Consider the following 20,073-nt stretch of genomic DNA (forward strand, 5'->3'; position numbering starts at 1 on the left):
ATGACGGAATATGTATGGTACGCTGCATATACTAAATACCGAAAAGAATTACGCTTGATTGCAGCGCTCGCTAAACAAGGTATCGAAGGATATACCCCGCTCGATCAGGCAAAAATGCCCTTATTTAAAAACTATGTGTTTGTCCAGGCGATGGAGTCACAACTGCATCGCCTGACCTACTTACCCGGGTTTGCCTACCTGGTCAGCTTTGGCGGCCAACCCGCCACCATTCCAGCAACTCAAATCAGCGCCTTAAAACACCTGTCCCATCTGGGTCATGCCGTCAGCAAACAACAGTACACGTTAGTGCCCGGCAATCATGTCAGAGTGACCAACGGTCCTCTGAAAGGACTCACCGGCAAACTGGTGGAAATCAAAGGTAAACACAAACTCGTGGTAGAGATTAGCAGGCTCGATCAGGCACTCATGGTAACTCTATCTGCCGACCAGGCACTGCCCATAGAAACACTCATTCCCATGCCTCATTCAGGAGAACAGCATCATGCTGAGTGATCACAGCAAACAATTGCTGCAAGCGCAATTGATCCGTCATGAAGGTCTAAAAACAGAAATTTATCGTTGCTCTGCCGGAAGACGAACCATTGGCGTCGGCCGTAACCTGGACGATAAAGGACTGTCAATCGAAGAAGCAGCCTGGTTGCTGGAAAACCGTGGTCGATCAGATCAGGCAAAAAAGGTACTGCAATACGGCATCAGTCAACGTAGTCAGATAGCTCTGCTCGATAAAGGCATCACTATCGCCGAGGCACAGACTCTGCTTGCCCATGATATCGACGAAACCTGCCAGCAATTAAACAACGAACTGCCGGTCTACCTGATACTCGATCAATGCCGCCGCCGGGTGCTGGTTAATATGGCATTTAATCTTGGCGTCAATGGCCTGATGAAATTCAAAAACATGCTGGCAGCACTGGCCAACCGTGACTTCAATCGGGCCGCCGTTGAAATGCTGGATTCCAAATGGGCACGGCAAGTCGGCAAACGCGCCGAAGAACTGGCCAGACAAATGGAAACTGGCCAATGAACCGGGCACCGGAACAGGTTCAAATTGAACAACAGCTGGCTGCCAGTCTTTATCGTCTTGGAACCGTTCTGTCAGAACAGGCAGATATGGAAATCATCCGTTCACATCACCGGACATTTCTGGAAACACTCAGCCAGTTATCCTGCTGCCTACCATTTGAACAATTAGCCTCAACCTTCAAGCTTGATCAAAAAAGCCTGCATCTGCTGGCTCTGGCGTACATCTGTAGCATGGAACCCGATGCCATCACTTCTTTTTTCAATACCTCATGGTATGAACAGGGGCCATCACTGAGTATCTACCGGGCAACTCACCTGCTGACCGATACGTTACCTGCATCACCAGCCTGCACGGTGGACTGGTTGAGCTCGCCGCTCCATCACTGGCACTTACTCACTGCAAACGGTCCGGTATCTCACGCACTGCACCTGGACGAAACCGTGGTCAGAACATTGGCAGGCTTATCACCCGGCATAGCACAGATGACCCTGCCAGCCACACTCAACACTGGGCACGCCATCTGCTATTCCAGCCAGTTACAGCAAACCAACACACGGATCATCACCATTGATTGCGCGCACCCAGACGAACGACAGCTCTGGATATTGTCCAAAGCCGCAGCTCTTGGACACGATCACTGCATCATTCTGGATACTCCGGAAATACCGGACAGCGAGTCACTGCGCTACCAGCTGCGAAATATAGCGTTGGGCAATTCCGATCCTTTTATTTATTGGCCGCAAGGCGCGGCTATGTGCCAGACCAGACCGGCACTGACAGGAATACTCGATGACTGGCAGCAGTTGGATACAGGATGCATCATCTGCAACCAACCGGAACCATCAGCGGTTGGCGAAGATGCCCACTGCCGCACTCTGATGACAGCAACATTTACATCCGTCAACTGCCCACAACCGGATGAAAACGCGCGCACCGGGTTATGGCAGCAACTGGGCCAAAACATCGGCGAGAATGGCTTGACCTCAGCACAGGCACAATGGCTGGCACGTCTGTATCCATTAATGCCCGGTCAGATAGCAGAGATCTGTCAACGAATAAATAAACCGGACAATAACGAGTCCTTGATAACACAACTGCAACAAGCCTGTCTGACTCAATACCAGAGCAAACATCCGCAGCTGGCCACGTTATGTCCACCGAGCGTAAGCTGGGATGACATGGTCCTCACAACTCATACCCGTCAACAACTGCAGGAACTGATCTTACGGGTTCGTTATTCCACAGAACTGAGCCAACAGTTGAACCGTTTCAAACCCGGTCTTCAGGCATTGTTCTGGGGCAAACCCGGTACCGGGAAAAGCATGGCAGCCGAAGCCATGGCCGCCGAACTGGTATTGCCGTTGTACAAAATCAACCTGGCCAACGTTGCCAGTAAATGGATCGGTGAAAGCGAAAAACATCTGGCCAGTCTGTTCGATCAGGCCGAACGTCAACGCGCCATTCTGCTGTTCGACGAGGCTGATGCCATCTTTGGCCGGCGCAGTGAAATCTCCTCCAGTCATGACAAACATGCCAACATGGGGGTCAGTTATCTACTTCAACGCATGGAGCATTATCAGGGCCTGCTACTGCTCTCAACCAATTTTAAAAGTAACCTGGATGAAGCCTTTCTACGCCGTTTTCACAGCGTTATTGAATTTACCATGCCGGATATACATACCCGCCTGAATCTCTGGCAACACGCCCTTCGAGGGCAATACCAGCCAACAGGCAATATCGATCTGGACAGTCTGGCAGCCGCCTTCGAATTCAGTCCAGCCCAAATCGCCAATATTGCTGAACTGGCCACGCTGTATTGTCTGGCAGAAAAACGCAGCCGCATCTCTGCCGACATTCTCGCGCGTGCCATCCTACGGGAACTGGACAAACACAACGCCGGCTATCTGGCTATCCAGAAAGTCAATCAATGGCTCAAGGGCCAACAGTAAGGAGCCACCATGGACCCACTTATTCTGCACAAAGTACAACAGACGCTTCAGGCTTTGATAGAACGGCGCGTTCTGGCACTGGATAACGACAGCGAGCGCGAGATCGAACTCAGTTTCGTGGCACCCGACGAAAGCTTCGTCAGCGAGTTGTCGACCCGTCCGGTTATCAACTGCTACCTGATAGGTATCGCCGAAGACCGCAGCCGTCGCCGCAGTGATCCGGTACGCGCGGTTATCAATAATCAGAAAACCGAAAGTGCCATCTACCAGGAGCCACGCTACGTCGATATCAGCTACATGCTAACGGTCTGGAGCAAGGACAAAACCGGCAGCGCTTTGATCGAACACCTGTTGATCGGTTACCTCATTACCGGACTCGGTTACTTCGATTTTCTGCCAACGGAACTGCAACAGGCATTTCAACTGAACACCGATCCATTCGGCATCCGCATGACGTTATTTGGCAGCGAACACAGTGAAAAAGTCACCGGACAGGTCTGGCAGGCCATGGGCTCCACCCCCAAACCGAGCCTGATGCTGTCCTTATCCATTCCCGTCACGATTGCAGAACCCGGCGCCGTATCCGTGGTCCGGGAAATTGATCGTGCCATGAAACGCTATTAACCCAGCATTAACACCCTGCCGGGTTCATACAACTTCCCGGAATCATCCTCAACCCAGCATAGAAGACACAGGACATTCCTATGACCAAGCAAATCAAAAAGACCCTTGCAGAGTCTGCCGATAAAGAAAAAGAAACTGCCAGAGACAAACTGAAAAAATACTTCGAACCCGGTGATGTACCCACCTCATCGGAGTTTAGTGAGTTGATTGATGCAGCCACCAGCGCCAGTGATTTAATCACCGGGACTCTAGACAACGCCCGACTACCGGCACAGATTGATCTGAGCCAAAGCGGCACCGTTAAAAACAGCCACATCAAAGCCGGCAGCTTCGAAGGCAAAGGCGAAAAACTGACTAGCCTCAACGCTTCTAAAATCAGCAGCGGCATCCTTGCCAATGACCGACTGCCAGTACAAATCGATCTGAGCAAAGGCGACACTGTTTCAGACAGTCACATCAAAGCCGGCGGCTTCGAAGGCAACGGCGAAAAACTGACTAGCCTCAACGCTTCTAACATCAGCAGCGGCATCCTTGCCAATGACCGACTGCCAGCAGAAATCGATCTGAGCAAAAGCGACACTGTTTCAGACAGTCACATCAAAGCCGGCAGCTTCGAAGGTAACGGCTCGGAACTCACAAAACTGGACGCGGCCAACATCACCAGCGGTATCCTTGCCAATGACCGACTGCCAGCAGAAATCGATCTGAGCAAAAGCGACACCGTTGAAAACAGCCACATCAAAGCCGGTAGCTTTGAAGGTAACGGCTCGGAACTCACAAAACTGGACGCCGCCAACATCACCAGCGGCACCCTTGCCAATGACCACCTGCCAGCAAAAGTCGATCTAACGCAGGTGACAAAACCAAACGAAGAGAGCTGGGTCACGGCAGACTATTTTCAGGGTAGCGGCGAAAAACTCACAAAACTGGACGCAGTCAACATCACCAGTGGCACCCTTACCAATGACCACCTGCCCGGCCACATTGACCTGACTCAATTGACAGACGGCGAAAACACCACCATTAAGGCTGCCAACATCGAAGGTAATGGCCAAAACCTGACCGATCTCGATGCCAGCCATATCAGTCAGGGCACTTTGAACCCTGAACGCCTGCCAGCACAAATCGATCTGACAACACTGACTCAGAACAGCGACAGCAAAGTCGTCGCTGATATGTTTGAAGGCAATGGTGCAGGACTACAACAATTGGACCCGACAGCTCTGAGCGATCTGGTACCGGTGGATAAATTGCCGGTGACAGATATCGAAAACGAACTGAGCTTCCTGACCACTCAAAAGAAAATCAAAACTGCCAACCTGCCCGTCGCCAGCCAATCCCAGAGAGGTATTTTAAAACTGGCCACCGAGCAGGAAGCGGCCGATACCACCCAGGCCGGTGTGGCGCTGTCACCAGCAACACTGGCCTCTGCGCTCTCACTCGAAAATCTGTTCGAATTTGTTGAGGATACCGGTCAGACGATCGCCGCCGATGATATTCCAGATGGCAAAATTCTCGCCCTGTATACCATTGTGAGTTGAGGTGCTTATGATGTATTTCAAAAAAGATCAGGAGTTACGGGCATTAACCAGATGCTTTATTAAAGATGGCAACAATGCCCGACAACTTCAGCAGCTGCACACCGTGCGCGGCGAACAACTTCATCAGTCCGTTTTCGGCCGGCCGACAATCACCATTGGTCAGGATGGTGACAATGTCGGTGGCGGTCTGGTGGTACTGAATGGCTGCGGCATTATTTTTACCGACCCCGGAAGCTATACCTTTACCGTACCAACTGGCGTGCAGCACCTGCACATGGTAGTGGTCGGTGCCGGAGGCAGTGGCGGACGTGGTCCCGGAATAGGCTCTGGTGGTGGTGGTGGTGGCCTGGCAGCAGCCAATTCTATCAAGCCATTGACCAACAGTCTGAGCATCACCGTTGGTGCTGGCGGTGCAGGCCACGATCAAGACAGTCAGGGTGACGATGGTGGTGACAGCGCCATACTTAATTATCTCAAGGCAACCGGTGGTAAAAGCGGACGAATGGAAGAAGCAACCGGCGGCAACGGTGGTATTGGCATGGGTATCATCACTCAGGCGATCATCGGTCAAGGAGGAACCGGTGGATTTGCACTGGAAGAGGGTTTTGATGCCGGCGGCGGCGGCGGCGCTGGGGGCTATGGCGGCAACGGCGGAACTGGCGGCGGTCTCAACGGCAATCCCGGTCCAGGCAGCCATGGCGCTGGCGGTGGTGGAGGCAGTGGCAGTGAAAGCGGTACTGGCGGCCAGGGTGGCGGTGTCGGCCTGTTTGGCAAGGGCGCCGATGGCCTGGCCGGACAAAACAGTCAAGGCGCACAGGGCGGCGCTGGCGGTCCCGGTAGTCTATTGCAGCAATATCCCTATGTCGCTGGCGGTGGTGGTGGTGGTGGCGATGAGCCTGGATTCTCCAACGCCGGACAAAATGGCGCCGTCATGATCTGCTGGGGAGAACCACTGAAACTGTAACGCCACGCCTTGCACCATGCCATCACATTATCCATTCAGACTATACAACAGGACTCAGATATGAACCCCAACATCTCCATCAAATATGCCGTTTATGGCGGCAGTACCGGTACCTCACAAGCCAGAGACATTACCGCCCTGCTGCAAAAACGCATCAACAAAGGCGAGCTCAATATCACCTTCGACAACAATACCTTCGGCGATACCGCACCCGGTCAACACAAGGGTTTTGCCGTGATCGCCGATATCAACGAACAGAGCTTCGTTTATGCCGGTATCGAAGGCGACCACGTGGATTTCTCCAAACCACCCGTCAACGGCTATGCCCACCGCAATCTCAGAATCAATGACATTACCGCCACGTACGATCCCGGCAACAATCACCTGTTCAGTCATTGTCAGCTGGACATCGAGAACCTGGCGGCCGAAGATTTCCCCAACCCCCACGCTCCCAGCGCCTGGGTCTGGCTGGATTTTTACCTGGTGGCCGACGACGATCCCATCCAGACAACGGATCAGTTCATAAAAATCGGTGCCCTGCCCGTTGCCATCAAACCGGTTCTGAACCACTCACACAGTCAGTCTGTCAGCATTTCAAGTCCGGACACCTATGACATGGCCGGATTTCTGCTCAGCAGCCCGAACCTGGTGCCAGTAGGGGATTATTTTCTGTACATTCAGGTACGTAATGATGACAACACCATAACAACGGCGACAGGCGCGTTCTCGTCCGAATCATACTCGTATATTTTGAATGATTATTGACGGAACAGATTTGCGGCGCTCTGAATAATAACCTGTGCCTATCACTCTTCAGCCGTCATAACTATCGACAGCCATTGGGAAACAACCGGTTTCCGTAAGCGCCCGATCTATATTCCAGACCATACCCCAGACAGTTACCACTCATCATTTCCGTCCATGATAAATTCAAAGGTATCACTATGTTAGCACAGAAACCATCAGAGACTGAACCGCCAGCAGCCGAACAACAGAAAACCGCTCCTACAACCGCCCCGGCGACCCCCTCTACAAGCATCAACAACCATCAGGCCTATGAGGGACCGGAAGGCAGCGTCTCAGCGAAACGGTTAACCGTCAACACCATTCACTTCCCGGCAATTGCTGCCAAAGAAGCGAAAACCGGTAGCCATGATATTGAAATCCGGCGCAGTGATGCCCCTCGTAAAACCGGACAAATTGCCGTATGGCAGCAAATGACACAGGGGGGCTCAGGACTGGGGCGCAAGCTCGACAACAAGCTTCAGTCACGCCGGGCCTGGCATACTGGAAGTGAAGAAGATCCTATCTATTTTCTCAGCGTCGCGCCTAAAAATGAGCAATTTGTAATTGGTAATCGGGATACCCTGATCAAACGCATCATACGTCCATACTGGACTCCCAAAGGCAATACCCAGCTCTACGATGTGGACCATAAGAAAGAGTATCAACTCGGTGGCGATGACAAAAAACCCGACGAAGATAATTTATGGTTATTGGACAGCTCGACCAACCGCAGCGCAGGTGCTCGTATCAACAATGCCATCAACAAGGGGATCGGCAGTGTATTAGAACCCTGGAATAATCCGAACAAACCGGATGTGGATAGCGTCAGAAAAACCTACAGTGTCACCCTCAAAAACATCATCTGGGACGCTCCGTTCAAAGGTAATTCCGAAAACTATACGGCAGCGGATATCGCTGAACGCGCGACCCAGTTGGAACCGCTGAAAGCTATGAGCCGGTCGGATGTCAAAAAAGCCGGCCTGCAGCCAGGAAAAGGAGAGTTTCTGATCTTTAACAACGCTTCTGGCGGACGTTCCCGAACCATCGAACTGGCAGGGTCCGCAGATAAAACAGTTCCATTTACAGATACCAGCTTTATCGCCGGCTTTAAGCCGCACACCGCCATTTTTAACGATAAGGACGAAGACCCGATCAAAATCGTGGGGGTACTCTGGCCGGATAACCCAGCTCTGAAAAGTGCAGGTGTCGAAACCAGTTTTTCAATCTCACCCATGCCAGGACTGGCGCAGACCGGATACCTGAACTTCGGTCAGGCAGAACGGCAAATACAGAAAATCTTCAAAAAGAACCTGGAAGTCGAAGCTCTCAGTCCGTTAACACTCTCCTCAGTCACTCTGGATGAGAATAATAACCTGATCATCAAGGGAAAAGTCGTGACCAATCTACCGCTGCTGCGCGGGGCGGACATAGACTTCACCATCACAGGCAACGAACTAAGTATCGAAAAAACCTTCGCAAGTCAGGAAGTTTCCGTACCAGCACCCTTCCACCTCAATAAATCATCACTGACGCTGGCACTCTCTACCAGCAAAGGACTCAGTGCCAATGGAGAGGTGAACTTCGCCATAGATCGCGTTGGCTCCGGCAAAGTCAGTGCAACGGCGGATACCACTGGATCGCTGGCTCTGGCGGGTACGTTTAAAATGGATGAACAACTCTTTGGCAAGTCAGAAATCGCCGTCGGCTATCAACAGGGGCAGTGGTACCTGAATGGCACCACAGAAATAGCCGAAGGCAAAATACCAGGTGTCAGCCATGCCCAGGCAACGGTTGGTTACCATCAAAACGAAGGCCTGTCCATCGCTGGTAAAGCAGACCTTAACCTGCCAGGCATTGACCAAAGTTCTCTGGATATCGGTTATAACAGCCGTACCGGACTTTATATGCGCGGCACCGCAAGCACCGGCAAAACCATCCCTGGCATCGACAATGCCGAACTCAAAGTGGACGTGGCCGAACGCCGCAATGAGCCAGGATTTAAAATCTCAGCCAGCGGTGCAGTACAAGCACGGATCGCCGGAGTCAATGCCAAATTTACCGTCAGTTATGACGACGGAGCCTTTACCGCAGAAGGCAGCGGTCAATACAAACGTGGCTTATTCAGCGGTCAACTGCACGCCGGTGTCACCAACCGAGGCATCGATCCGAAAACAGGTAATTTGCTGAATACTCCAGCGACCGACGGAAAATTCAAAATCTTTGGAGGTGGCCGCCTATCGATGAAACTAACACCATGGTTACAGGGAATGGTCGGGGTTCAGCTGCAACCCAGCGGTGATATTCTGGCTGACGGTCAGTTATCACTGGCCAATCCTGTCACCCTGTTTGAGCGCAAGGCGTTTAATCGCAAACTCTTCGGGGTAGCCGTGCAGGTTCCCATCGTGCCGCTGATCGTTGCCGAAGTTGGCGCCAACCTGAAAGCGACCGCCAGCATTGGTCCCGGTCAGATAACGAAGTTGCAGTTAGGCGTACGGTATCACTCCGCTCGCCCCAACAACACCAAGGTCTCGGGAGACGCAGAAGTGAAAATACCTGCAGATGCCGGTATTCGACTCGCAGCGCGCGCCGGCGTCGGAGTTGGAGGAGGTCTGGCCAGCGCAACAGGCGGCATCGAGTTGGGAGGTATGGCCGGCCTGACAGGTGTTGCCAAAGCAGAAGCATCTACCAGCTGGACACCCGCAAAGGGATTGATCATGGATATGAAAATGGGACTGCATGCCTCACCCAAATTTGTCTTCGATATTTCCGGTTATATCAATGCTCAACTATTGGGTGCCGATCTTTACGATAATACATGGCAATTTGCCTCCTATAGTTTTGGGCCGGACTACCGCTTTGGTGTCAGTCTGCCGATTCACTATGAACAAGGGAAGCCATTCAAGATGAGTGTCTCGGATCTGCAGTTTGAAGTTCCACCGATTAATGCCAAAAAGCTGATGAGAGACTTGATCGAAGACATTGTTTAAGGAATTGAGCAACCGCCGTTGTGTCGTAAGCGTTCATTCTGAGACGTACTTGACCGGCTTATCAGCGACCGCATCGGCATCCAGAAAGTCGTTCTTGTTGGACCTCACGCAGGGCAGATAATATTCGCCTAACTTAACCCAACGATTGTTATTACTGGAAGCAAAAATACTAATGTCATCGCCTGTTCTGGCTAATTTAAAGTACGGTCCTGTATCTTCGAATTCATAGTATTCTACATCCCCATTATGGTGACGGATTTCAACAATGGTGCCAAGTGATTACCAGGATCATCATCGAGACCGATGAGGAACACAGCGCTCAGGTGGCGCGGTTGGTCTCCGGGGTAATCGGGCTGGTCGAACATCAGTTGAACCGGGTGTATGGAGAGATCTAAGCGGTACGAGGTTGGCGGTAGCGGATTCGGTCGTTGAATGGAACAGCCCCGGTAGTTCGGGGCTGTTGGTCTGGAGGGAGACTGGCAATTTAGCTGGATGGCAAAAGGCAAGACTTGACCCCATCGATTCTCTATGGGGAGGTGGAAGCGGTTCGGGACTGGCGGTAGCAAATTTACCGCTAGGCAGAACAGCCCCGGTTGGAGCTGTTGGGGTGGAAAGAGGGGCGCTTAAATAATTGCGTCCCCTTATCTGATCTTCCTCGCTTTAAAAAACAGATATATTCCAGCTAGGATTACACCTGAATAAAAAGCTATAAAACTACCAAGTAGTTTTATTTTCCCGAGCACTAACACATCGTAGTTTATAAAAATTGCTTGTATCGGAGACCACAGAACAATCATCAAGTAATTTGGGTTTAATGCTCCTGAAGCCATGGTGCCATATACAGCGCAGATGGCTAAGAATATGCTACCCACGATATAGCAAATAAGAAGTCTGGATATCAATTTCATTTTAAACTCACTCTATCTTCTTACTGCATATCGCATTCACATCTACGTATTGTTGGATTCGGAGAGCCTGGTCTAAATCCCCAGTCGTTATGAACAAGACCGGAACCATAGAATAATGGAGCAGCTGAAATTGTGCCTGGACTGCCATCATCAAGTGGCACATAAACGCCAACATGGCCACCGCTCGCCACAACATCTCCGGGTTGAGGCAACATAAAACCAGACACAATGGTATAACCAGGAATATTGATATTGGGATCAGCCCACTCATCGGCGCTAGGAACCCTTCCATCTGGCATTCGCCCTGGTGGATTCCCGCCTGCATTCAATGCGTCCCAAACAAAGAAATTACATTTCAAAGCACCACGGCCACCCGTACCATTAGAGCCTCGTAAACGTCCTCGTGCTTCACTATGAGGATCCCAAGATTCCCGTCTATCCTCAAAATAATTGTAGGTGACAACAGAAAAGTTATAGGCTCCTAAACCATCCAGGCCTAAAGGATCAATATAAGATAGAGGATTCCCACCGACATACGCATATGTATTCAGCCCACCATTCAACCCAATCGGATCACTCTGCACATACCGCCCGGTCCTCGGATCATAATACCGATGCCAGTTGTAATAAAGACCCGTTTCCTTATCTGCATATTGGCCGGGAAATCTCAGTGGCCGCTGCACATACCCGATATATAACGACGTACCGCCAAACAATCTATTCTCCCAACCTACCGTTGCAGACTGGTTATTGATAAGTCTATAAGGTGCACCTAAATGATCCGGAATAATATAAAAAGGTCATCGGCTTTGATTGTATAATTTAGAGAAGAGTTGCTATCAACGTTGGTACCTTCGATACCCGCAAGAATAGTAGTATCCATAGGCAGATAGTATTCGCCTAACTTAACCCAGCTATTGTTATTACCAGAAGCAAAAATGCTCATGTCATCGCCTGTTCTGGCTAATTTAATACTTATGACTGACGCGCATCATACGCAAACCACACTCACAACTGAACCCACTACCCAGACGGTCAGACGACGCCATCGCATAACAACGTCTTCTGCTGACCATTACCGGCTTTGGAACACACGTCGCATTTATCAATGGCCTCAACTGTTTGCAGAATTCGGGCACTCCCATCTCACCCACACTGAATTTTGCTTTTTGAACACCCTCGCCTCTCTCCTGGACTGTTTATCTGAAAGGTTCAAGGAAAGGTCACTCAGGCACCTGAAAATATAATTCCTTATTGACCATTGTCTGATCTCGAAGTTCTGAAGATACTATTTTCAAAAAGTACACTCCTTCTTCCCTATATTGAGAAGCGAAGTATAAAACCGTATTTTCTGGGACAGTCACTCTAGTTCCGACACTATCTTCTACTTCAAACTCATGATCCGTTTTAATGTAAAATCCTTGCGTTCTAGATAACAAATCTACATCAGGGTTCATTGAGGATAGTATAGCCAATGTAACAACTGCACCGGCAAGAAACGCAACAACAGAAAACAATATGGTTTTCATTCTGACTCCTGATAGTGTTTCACGGAATCAACCAAAAATGGACTCATCCATAGGTTCATATCTAAAGTTTGAGGAGTACTGACTCCTGGTAAAGACATCGTGTGATACCAGGGTAATCCAGCATTTAGGGCTTCCACAACAAGGCTTGAGCAGTATTATCAATAAACCGATCTTAATCATCCATAACATACCACCCATTGTGATTAGGGTGTGGAGAGCTTGAATTGATTAATTTCTGATAAAACTGTTCAATCCGCTCTTGTTCTTGTTCTGTAACATTCAGCACATATCCATTTGCATTACATGTTTTACAGTGATCAGAAGTTTCATAATATGAACTCGCATTTTGAACTGTTAGTACATTAGGACCAACCATACCAAAAGAGCTTAACTCCTGACCTGGCACCCTATATCTTCCATTTGAATATACTGTGCCATCACTTCTTAATGCTGCATGCTCATACCAATGACTACCACCTACTAAAACTTCGACCTCAAGCTCCTTTGGATCGCTATAAGTCAGTGGATTTCCGTTAACATATGCATAGGTATTGATACCACTTTTAAGGCCGATCGGATCACTCTGCACATACCGCCCGGTCCTCGGATCATAGTACCGATGCCAGTTGTAATAAAGACCCGTTTCCTTATCTGCATATTGGCCGGGAAATTTCAGTGGCTGCTGCACATATACAACATATAAAGACGTACCGTCAAACAACGTTGGTACCTTCGATACCCGCAAGAATAGTAGTATCCATAGGCAGATAGTATTCGCCTAACTTAACCCAACTATTGTTATTACCAGAAGCAAAAATACTAATGTCATCGCCTGTTCTGGCTAACTTAAAGTACGGTCCTGTAGCTTCGAATTCATAGTGTTCTACATCCCCATTATGGTGACGGATTTCAACAATGGTGCCAAGTGATTACCCGGATCATCATCGAGACCGATGAGGAACACAGCGCTCAGGTGGCGCGGTTGGTCTCCGGGGTGATCGGGTTGCTCGAACAGCAGTTGAATCGGGTGTATGGGGAGATCGAAGCGGTACGAGGTTGGCGGTAGCGGATTCGGCCGTTAGACAGAACAGCCCCAGTTCGGGGCTGTTGGTGTGGAGAGGGGCACTTAAAATAATTGCACGCCTATTGTATCAATCATTTTCGTTCTCCAAGTTTTGTCGATATTGTCTATTTGACTTTCTGATTCTTATGGTTATGTATGCAAAAAACGCAACAAAGCATACCAAACTACATAATGCAAAAAACCAAAATCGATAATTCAATAGTTCTATTGCTTCTTCGTTTTTTGGAAATGCTGTCTGCCAAGCGTTAAAAATAGCTAAATTCCCAAAGTAAGCAAAACCAAAAAAATAAAGAAGAAGCACTAAAATAAACAACAATGTCGACACCCAAGTTTTGCCATTGTTCTCCATAATATTACTCCAGCCTATATACTCAGATACTTAATATGAATATTGTCTATGGATCTATTTGAGGCCCTGTTCGACACTGGTTGACTACGCCCCACGCAAATGATTGGCAATGATTATAAGGTGGAATAAAGCGCCCCAGAGGTTTCCCAATCTCTAACAAATCGTTAACACATTGCTCATCAACAGGCAGTATCGGATTCGGCCGTTGAACGAAACAGCCCCAGCTGGGGCTGTTGGTTTGAGAGGAGCTAAATAAAATAAATAAGCCCCGTTATTTCAACAAGATGATGGTTTTCCATCCCTTATTAAGACATATCTACCTTCATCCACAAACCCAATCTGACCATTAGGTAGCCTAATTTTATAAAGCTGATAATGCTTAACATCGATACATTGAATAATTTCTACTGCCTGATCAGGTTCCAAATCGGTAATGCTATTATGAGACAAAGAAGAGCTTGCCTGCTCAAGGCTGCTATAAACAGGCACAACACTATTAGCGACTAGATAAATTGTTGGCCTATCAAAATAAAGAGACAACAAGAATACACAAGACACTATGGATAACGTTATAGAAACTGTTACTAACATTCTAGTATTCATCAATAGTCCCATGGTCTAGTCCAAAATCCGTCATCTCCAATTGGCCATGGCCAAGGGTTTCGTTTTGGCCCCTCATAAAATTTCGACCCTCCATAATATGGGGAATCCATTAATCTTTCTCCAAAATCAACTGGAAAAAAAGCATCAAGCAGCGTATACCCAAGCACCTCAGATAAGCATTCCTGGTAAGGGTCTGCGCAATTATTATTCATAACGCCATATTCATCTCTAGGCTTTGCATAACATGCCACTAGCCGCTTTTCTTGTTCTGGCGTTAAAGTAAGAACCACCCCAGTACCAGACCTAAACCCTGTTTGCCGACTTATATAATCAGATGCATTAGGGTAGCATGTATTTCATCCCAGGCTTGCCAGACTCGTGACAATCGCTGCCACTTTTTGTCTTTAAAATTATCCATGGCAACAGCCAAAAAAAGAAAAGCTCCGATCCGGAAAGCGGGGCTTTATGGTTTTGACTAAATAAGGAGTGATGACGCTCCTTTAATTAGGTTTCTACTTGAGTACAATCCCATTAATTCCTTGGTGACTATAGTGATAAACCGAAATATCTTTAACATTAATCACGTGAATCAAATCAATTTGAGATTCAAGTTCTTTATCAATCGATACTAAATCATCGATTTTCTGAAGTAATTCTACCTGCCCTCTAGAATAGCCGCTACTCCTGTAAAACTCCTCTTTATATCCTTTTGCCCAAAGAAAAGTGACTAAATTTGAAATACATAAAACAGAAACAATAGCAGCAATTAAAAAGTATTTTTGTTTTACCATGAACACGTACACCTCCTATAGACAACGCCTTCCCCCCTGAAGCCCCAATCATTTTCTACGACTGTATCAGTTTTAGAACTTTGAGAGGTAGTTAAGCCATTCCCAGTAACAATTCCAGCATTTCCCGTTGCATCTGAATATTGGTGACTCCAACCAACAATGTCACCTGGTTGAGGCTCAGAAACTATTTGATAACCGGGTATAAACACTTCTGGATTACCCCAATCCCCTGCTACTGGACCATACGTTAGTCCAAACAGACCATGCATTGGAGGGACTCGGTATCCTGACTCTTCCAGCATATTTTCTACGAATTGATTACACTTGTTAGTTTCTTCAGGAAAATTATCTTTAGGCGTGTAATAACTCCATTCCTTAGATCCAGTATTAGAAATAGCATTGTTAACTAAATTTTCAGGATTACCGCAATGACATGTACCTTTTAACCCCAGCGGATCAATAAACATCACCGGATTGCCTCCAACGTATCCGTAAGTATTCAGCCCACCATTCAACCCTATCGGATCACTCTGCACATACCGCCCGGTCCTTGGATCATAATACCGATGCCAGTTGTAATAAAGACCCGTCTCCTTATCTGCATATTGGCCGGGAAATCTCAATGGCTGCTGCACATACCCGACATATAACGACGTACCGTCAAACAATCTGTTATCCCCATAAGGAGAAGCGCCTATTTCAAAATCGCGCTTTTCCCAACCTACCGTTGCAGACTGGTTATTGATAAGCATGTAAGGTGCACCTAAATGATCCAGAATAATATAAAAAAGGTCATCGGCTTTGATTGTATAATTTAGAGTAGAGTTGCTATCAACGTTAGTACGGACATAAAAGAGCCTCTTGCAAGGCTCTTTTTAGCGACTGAGGATTGCAAAAATAGATGCGTCCCCTTTATCTTCAAGAGAAGATAATCAATCTCCATTTTTGCCAACGCGGGTTTCAGTTTTGGTTTTTATCTTTCCGATAAAAATAAACAGCAGCTCTAATTATGCTAATAGCATTAATAGGAAACAGGGCCTGATCACTAAGATATGACTTTAATTGATCAACTGTGAGACGTTCTCTATAACCCTTTTCAGTACAATGGTCATTGCTAATTTTTATTAACTCTTCAAGAGACAAATTATTTTTACTTAAATAATGCTCTAAATATTGTTTGGCAGATGCATGTTCATAGCAAGCGATTCCTTCTTCCAGTAAAAGCTTATCACCATCAGATGGTTCGATTTGCCAAGTTTCAGATACTTCATCAGTAGCTGGAACCAATTTTATTTTCGTGCCGCTCACATGCACTGCTTGAAGTCCTAATATATCAATCTTCCAATCACTAATCATAAGCTACTCACAAGTGCAACCTGAATTGTTAACATACTTAGACGGGATATGTAGAGGCACAAGCCATTCGGATTCAGAGATAATTGTACCTGGCAATGTTACCGTATTGTATGGATTAGGGAATGCCATTCCAATTGGCAGAGTAATGACATATACCTGTCCTGAAGAAAAATGTTCTGCAACTCGAATATCAGTTGTCAAACTGATATATGGAGAACTACTGCTATCCATCGCATGTTGCTGCATTAAATATTCTTTCGGATTATCCTCAAGAAGCCACTTACCATAACCGCCAGACTCATGTGCCCAAAATTCAGTCTTCCCTGGTACATCGCCACGATAGAATGTTTGACAATTACTGAGTATGTCAGTGGTGGCCACGTCAGGCATGGTCAGATATTCTGGCGCCTCGCCTGCATCGGAAGATGATGAATGACTATGGCTTGGCACTGCAGGTAAACCATACTGGTCTGTATATAATCCATTATAGCCACTTAAGCCACTGGAGATGGCCCAAAGATAATAGTAATTTTTAAGAGCTTCATCAAAAGCGCCTAAGCCAGTTTGGTCAATAAACCTTAACGGATTTCCACCGACATACAGTTTTTAACGTCAATCCATCTTTATATGAGAAGTATTCTTGGCACTCTTTATCATCCAAATTAATTACTCTTTTCCCTACATCTGACGCCATAAAAAACTCAAAAATTGATGTTGATCCACTTCCATCCCAATCCATTTCACTCCAAGAGTAGTCATTGTTTATGGCTGAGAAGGATCTGCAAGCCAAATAAATCATTAACAATGACAAAAGAGTAAAACTAATCATGATAGAATGTTTTTTTACCGAGCCCATGGCGCACTTGCCTCCGTAGATGGATCTGAAGCTGGGTGCTGAGTCATATTATCAACAGTTGCACCTATATCTATCAAGTTATTCCCCAGATTAACTGGAAACATCGCATTTCCTGTGTCCACTCCCAATTCACTCAAGCAATCCTGAACTGGCGAACCACAGTTATTTGTAAAAGCACTATAGTTTCCATGATCGCTCATCAGGCATTGTTCAAGCTGAAGTTCCTGATAGTCAGTTAAGGGTAATACCACTCCTTGACCGTCCCTGAAATCATTTTTTCCGTAGTATGTTTCGGCAGAACCACTCCACATTCCATGTTGTCCATAGGAATAAACTGTACCATTAATGTCAGTGGAAACATGCCCAAAAGATGACGCGCCCCAACCAACTGGATGCCAAATGGTTACTTCAGTCCTAAGCCCCGTCGGATCAATAAAATTAACCGGATCATTCCTAACATAAGCATACGTATTCAGCCCACCTTTCAACCCAATCGGATCACTCTGAACATAACGCCCGGTCCTTGGATCATCATACCGATGCCAGTTGTAATAAAGACCCGTTTCCTTATCTGCATATTGGCCGGGAAATCTCAGTGGCTGCTGCACATACCCGACATATAACGACGTACCGTCAAACAATCTGTTATCCCCATAAGGAGAAGCGCCTATTTCAAAATCGCGCTTTTCCCAACCTACCGTTGCAGACTGGTTATTGATAAGTCTATAAGGTGCACCTAAATGATCCGGAATAATATAAAAAAGGTCATCGGCTTTGATTGTATAATTTAGAGTAGAGTTGCTATCAACGTTGGTACCTTCGATACCCGCAAGAATAGTAGTATCCATAGGCAGATAGTATTCGCCTAACTTAACCCAACTATTGTTATTACCAGAAGCAAAAATACTCATGTCATCGCTTGTTCTGGCTAACTTAAAGTACGGTCCTGTAGCTTCGAATTCATAGTGTTCTACATCCCCATTATGGTGACGGATTTCAACAATGGTTTTGGGATCACCTTTCTTTCTGTTGAAGCTCAAAATGGGAAGGTTTTTTTGATCTTCAGTTTTAATGATATTTGTCCGCATGAGCGGTGAATTTTATTGTTGTCCGGGATGTAAGCGACGGGTTCACGAGTGCCTCCACTAGAGTAAGCTCTTAAATTTTACCAAGTAGAGATTGGAAAAATTAATGATTTATCAATGACTGACCAGCCGCATTCGGAAGATGGTTAACATTCGATTATAGCGTTGTCGAAAGCTGAGTGATCCAGCATGACCTCTCTGTTCTGCAATCAACCCAAGCTGTCAATCTTGGCCCGACAGTGTTTTTCCGCCAATGTTTGCAATTGTTCGACCCGTTCCGCCAGCCACGTCAGTTGTTCGGTGGTAATGCAGTACTTGGGGTTGTAACGCGATTCCACGTAGGCTTGACACAACAGGTCAAAACAGTTTTGTTCAAAGGGCGTACTTTGCGGAAACGCAGATAAGAACTCCGGTTCGATGCTGCCGGTTAAAGTGCGGAGTTTTTCCAAATCATGAAGTTTGGGTTTGTAATGCGTAAACACCAGTAGAATCATGGAATATAGTTTTTCTGTCACTTGGTGGAGAAAAAAAGCAGCATCACAATAATCTCCTCGGGACATAGCAAACGGATAATAAGCTTGTTGATTGGTAGCCAATTTAAGCCAATGATCAAAATGTCTCTGTGCCTCTATTTTCCGCTCAGGCAGAGACAGTTCTTTAGGCTCTACCAATTCCAGTTTGCCGGTATCATGCAGCAAAATGCCCTCGCGATAGATATCGGCATAAAAATATTGACCCTTGGCCAGTTGGGCATTCACAAACGATATCTCTTCTGCAATCAAACTGACCGGCGTTTTAACTTCCCGCATCAACCGATTAATCAATGATCGCTTGGACTCTATCTTGCGCGCCAATACGCCGTTCTTGGCAATGGCCAGAATATCCATATCGCTTTGATAGCGGTAATGAACGCGGTCCTCTTCCAGATGGTCTACCCAGTCGCCACGGGCATAGCTGCCGAACAAAATCAGCATACTGGGCTTAACCGCTTGCACGATGATCTCAACCGCATGACGCAGTTGCTGTTGTTTATCTGAAGGGAGGTGATCGAGTGATGTTTTCATCCCGGCATCGTAGCAAGTTCTGTGCATAGAACCAATATGAACCTTTATCAACGCCGCCGCTCCCACGCGATCACCACCGCAACGGGCACTGTGAATTTCGTCATAATAATCACACCCGCATTTGACCTTTGGTTCGTTTACTGAGATAAGACTTTTCAAATTGATCAACCAGAAGAGTGATTAAGCGGTACGCTCTGATCTGTTTATTGGAATCAACACAGAATAAGGAATGTTGAGTCATGTCCCAGGACATCACCGCCCTGCCGCCATCCATCAAAGACTTTATCCAACGTCGGGGGTATTCCCTCAACACCCTGTGCTGGCAGGCCACGTATGAATACCCCAAAGAAGTTAAAGCCTTTACTCCGGAACAACACCGACTGCATTTTTTTGTGCTGCAAAGTGATCAGCAACTGTCGTTTCTGAACCGTCATGATCACCTGAAACGAGGCGTGGTGTATGAATGTGGTCCAAGAGAGGTTCACGGTACGCCTAAGCCGGCTAAACCCAGAATCAACCTGGACAAACCCGCACCGGTCTAGACGGCGGATA

At 47.3% G+C, this 20,073-nt stretch carries 19 protein-coding genes; 9 read left to right on the forward strand and 10 right to left on the reverse strand.

Translation table 11 applies throughout. The annotated features are described in order from the left end of the window. The 8 genes from ACQY6I_RS05885 to ACQY6I_RS05920 all read left to right on the forward strand — a co-directional run bounded on the left by ACQY6I_RS05885 (nucleotide 1) and on the right by ACQY6I_RS05920 (nucleotide 9,896). Nucleotides 1-513: a transcription termination/antitermination NusG family protein gene (locus ACQY6I_RS05885; RefSeq protein WP_428240541.1), complete on the forward strand. Its 513-nt coding sequence runs from the start codon at nucleotides 1-3 to the stop codon at nucleotides 511-513. Continuing rightward, nucleotides 503-1,045: a glycoside hydrolase family protein gene (locus ACQY6I_RS05890; RefSeq protein WP_428240542.1), complete on the forward strand. Its 543-nt coding sequence runs from the start codon at nucleotides 503-505 to the stop codon at nucleotides 1,043-1,045. The genes ACQY6I_RS05885 and ACQY6I_RS05890 overlap by 11 nt, the downstream gene beginning before the upstream one ends. Continuing rightward, nucleotides 1,042-2,994: an ATP-binding protein gene (locus ACQY6I_RS05895; protein WP_428240543.1), complete on the forward strand. Its 1,953-nt coding sequence runs from the start codon at nucleotides 1,042-1,044 to the stop codon at nucleotides 2,992-2,994. The genes ACQY6I_RS05890 and ACQY6I_RS05895 overlap by 4 nt, the downstream gene beginning before the upstream one ends. 9 nt (nucleotides 2,995-3,003) lie before the next feature. Then, a complete protein-coding gene (locus ACQY6I_RS05900) occupies nucleotides 3,004-3,618 on the forward strand; it encodes a Pvc16 family protein (RefSeq protein WP_428240544.1) in 615 nt (204 codons plus the stop codon). Nucleotides 3,619-3,698: 80 nt separating this feature from the next. Further along, on the forward strand, nucleotides 3,699-5,159 hold the full coding sequence (locus ACQY6I_RS05905; RefSeq protein WP_428240545.1) for a hypothetical protein: 1,461 nt from the start codon (nucleotides 3,699-3,701) through the stop codon (nucleotides 5,157-5,159). Between the two features lie 7 nt (nucleotides 5,160-5,166). Further along, complete coding sequence (locus ACQY6I_RS05910; protein WP_428240546.1) at nucleotides 5,167-6,123, forward strand: glycine-rich domain-containing protein; 957 nt, start codon at nucleotides 5,167-5,169, stop codon at nucleotides 6,121-6,123. Nucleotides 6,124-6,183: 60 nt separating this feature from the next. After that, complete coding sequence (locus ACQY6I_RS05915; protein WP_428240547.1) at nucleotides 6,184-6,888, forward strand: hypothetical protein; 705 nt, start codon at nucleotides 6,184-6,186, stop codon at nucleotides 6,886-6,888. 179 nt (nucleotides 6,889-7,067) lie between these two features. Beyond that, the gene (locus ACQY6I_RS05920) at nucleotides 7,068-9,896 is read left to right on the forward strand and encodes a hypothetical protein (RefSeq protein ID WP_428240548.1); all 2,829 of its coding nucleotides are present in this window, start codon (nucleotides 7,068-7,070) and stop codon (nucleotides 9,894-9,896) included. Between the two features lie 928 nt (nucleotides 9,897-10,824). Here ACQY6I_RS05920 and ACQY6I_RS05925 read toward each other — a convergent pair. The 10 genes from ACQY6I_RS05925 to ACQY6I_RS05970 all read right to left on the reverse strand — a co-directional run bounded on the left by ACQY6I_RS05925 (nucleotide 10,825) and on the right by ACQY6I_RS05970 (nucleotide 19,680). Further along, nucleotides 10,825-11,520 (reverse strand): RHS repeat-associated core domain-containing protein, encoded by a 696-nt coding sequence (locus ACQY6I_RS05925; protein ID WP_428240549.1) that lies wholly within the window; start codon nucleotides 11,518-11,520, stop codon nucleotides 10,825-10,827. A 507-nt stretch (nucleotides 11,521-12,027) separates the two neighbouring features. Continuing rightward, nucleotides 12,028-12,333: a hypothetical protein gene (locus tag ACQY6I_RS05930; protein ID WP_428240550.1), complete on the reverse strand. Its 306-nt coding sequence runs from the start codon at nucleotides 12,331-12,333 to the stop codon at nucleotides 12,028-12,030. A 172-nt stretch (nucleotides 12,334-12,505) separates the two neighbouring features. Then, nucleotides 12,506-13,054, reverse strand: coding sequence for an RHS repeat-associated core domain-containing protein (locus ACQY6I_RS05935; RefSeq protein WP_428240551.1), 549 nt, complete (start codon nucleotides 13,052-13,054; stop codon nucleotides 12,506-12,508). Between the two features lie 988 nt (nucleotides 13,055-14,042). Continuing rightward, nucleotides 14,043-14,369: a hypothetical protein gene (locus ACQY6I_RS05940; RefSeq protein ID WP_428240552.1), complete on the reverse strand. Its 327-nt coding sequence runs from the start codon at nucleotides 14,367-14,369 to the stop codon at nucleotides 14,043-14,045. 512 nt (nucleotides 14,370-14,881) lie between these two features. Beyond that, entirely contained in the window at nucleotides 14,882-15,160 is a 279-nt protein-coding gene (locus ACQY6I_RS05945; protein ID WP_428240553.1) for a hypothetical protein, read from the reverse strand. Next, nucleotides 15,154-15,912, reverse strand: coding sequence for an RHS repeat-associated core domain-containing protein (locus tag ACQY6I_RS05950; RefSeq protein WP_428240554.1), 759 nt, complete (start codon nucleotides 15,910-15,912; stop codon nucleotides 15,154-15,156). The genes ACQY6I_RS05945 and ACQY6I_RS05950 overlap by 7 nt, the downstream gene beginning before the upstream one ends. Nucleotides 15,913-16,120: 208 nt before the next feature. Beyond that, nucleotides 16,121-16,516, reverse strand: a complete 396-nt coding sequence (locus ACQY6I_RS05955; RefSeq protein WP_428240555.1) for a hypothetical protein — start codon at nucleotides 16,514-16,516, stop codon at nucleotides 16,121-16,123. Between the two features lie 3 nt (nucleotides 16,517-16,519). Next, nucleotides 16,520-16,906 carry a hypothetical protein gene (locus tag ACQY6I_RS05960; protein WP_428240556.1) on the reverse strand — a complete coding sequence of 129 codons (387 nt, stop codon included), beginning with the start codon at nucleotides 16,904-16,906 and terminating at the stop codon, nucleotides 16,520-16,522. Nucleotides 16,907-17,359: 453 nt separating this feature from the next. Beyond that, entirely contained in the window at nucleotides 17,360-18,460 is a 1,101-nt protein-coding gene (locus ACQY6I_RS05965; RefSeq protein ID WP_428240557.1) for an RHS repeat-associated core domain-containing protein, read from the reverse strand. Between the two features lie 206 nt (nucleotides 18,461-18,666). Continuing rightward, complete coding sequence (locus tag ACQY6I_RS05970; RefSeq protein ID WP_428240558.1) at nucleotides 18,667-19,680, reverse strand: HEPN domain-containing protein; 1,014 nt, start codon at nucleotides 19,678-19,680, stop codon at nucleotides 18,667-18,669. An 80-nt stretch (nucleotides 19,681-19,760) separates the two neighbouring features. On the opposite strand from ACQY6I_RS05970, the gene ACQY6I_RS05975 reads away from it, so the two are divergent. Next, nucleotides 19,761-20,063 carry a hypothetical protein gene (locus ACQY6I_RS05975; protein ID WP_428240559.1) on the forward strand — a complete coding sequence of 101 codons (303 nt, stop codon included), beginning with the start codon at nucleotides 19,761-19,763 and terminating at the stop codon, nucleotides 20,061-20,063. Nucleotides 20,064-20,073 lie beyond the last annotated feature (10 nt).

Origin of the sequence: Gynuella sp. (genome assembly GCF_050297175.1) — a bacterium.
In the GTDB taxonomy this organism is placed as follows: Bacteria; Pseudomonadota; Gammaproteobacteria; order Pseudomonadales; family Natronospirillaceae; genus Gynuella.

Coding starts and splice junctions, on each gene's coding strand:
- ACQY6I_RS05885 (WP_428240541.1), top strand. CDS start 1: ATGACGGAATATGTATGGTACGCTGCATATACTAAATACCGAAAAGAA.
- ACQY6I_RS05890 (WP_428240542.1), top strand. CDS start 503: ATGCTGAGTGATCACAGCAAACAATTGCTGCAAGCGCAATTGATCCGT.
- ACQY6I_RS05895 (WP_428240543.1), top strand. CDS start 1,042: ATGAACCGGGCACCGGAACAGGTTCAAATTGAACAACAGCTGGCTGCC.
- ACQY6I_RS05900 (WP_428240544.1), top strand. CDS start 3,004: ATGGACCCACTTATTCTGCACAAAGTACAACAGACGCTTCAGGCTTTG.
- ACQY6I_RS05905 (WP_428240545.1), top strand. CDS start 3,699: ATGACCAAGCAAATCAAAAAGACCCTTGCAGAGTCTGCCGATAAAGAA.
- ACQY6I_RS05910 (WP_428240546.1), top strand. CDS start 5,167: ATGATGTATTTCAAAAAAGATCAGGAGTTACGGGCATTAACCAGATGC.
- ACQY6I_RS05915 (WP_428240547.1), top strand. CDS start 6,184: ATGAACCCCAACATCTCCATCAAATATGCCGTTTATGGCGGCAGTACC.
- ACQY6I_RS05920 (WP_428240548.1), top strand. CDS start 7,068: ATGTTAGCACAGAAACCATCAGAGACTGAACCGCCAGCAGCCGAACAA.
- ACQY6I_RS05930 (WP_428240550.1), bottom strand. CDS start 12,333: ATGAAAACCATATTGTTTTCTGTTGTTGCGTTTCTTGCCGGTGCAGTT.
- ACQY6I_RS05940 (WP_428240552.1), bottom strand. CDS start 14,369: ATGAATACTAGAATGTTAGTAACAGTTTCTATAACGTTATCCATAGTG.
- ACQY6I_RS05945 (WP_428240553.1), bottom strand. CDS start 15,160: ATGGTAAAACAAAAATACTTTTTAATTGCTGCTATTGTTTCTGTTTTA.
- ACQY6I_RS05950 (WP_428240554.1), bottom strand. CDS start 15,912: ATGCTTATCAATAACCAGTCTGCAACGGTAGGTTGGGAAAAGCGCGAT.
- ACQY6I_RS05955 (WP_428240555.1), bottom strand. CDS start 16,516: ATGATTAGTGATTGGAAGATTGATATATTAGGACTTCAAGCAGTGCAT.
- ACQY6I_RS05960 (WP_428240556.1), bottom strand. CDS start 16,906: ATGCCTGACGTGGCCACCACTGACATACTCAGTAATTGTCAAACATTC.
- ACQY6I_RS05965 (WP_428240557.1), bottom strand. CDS start 18,460: ATGCGGACAAATATCATTAAAACTGAAGATCAAAAAAACCTTCCCATT.
- ACQY6I_RS05975 (WP_428240559.1), top strand. CDS start 19,761: ATGTCCCAGGACATCACCGCCCTGCCGCCATCCATCAAAGACTTTATC.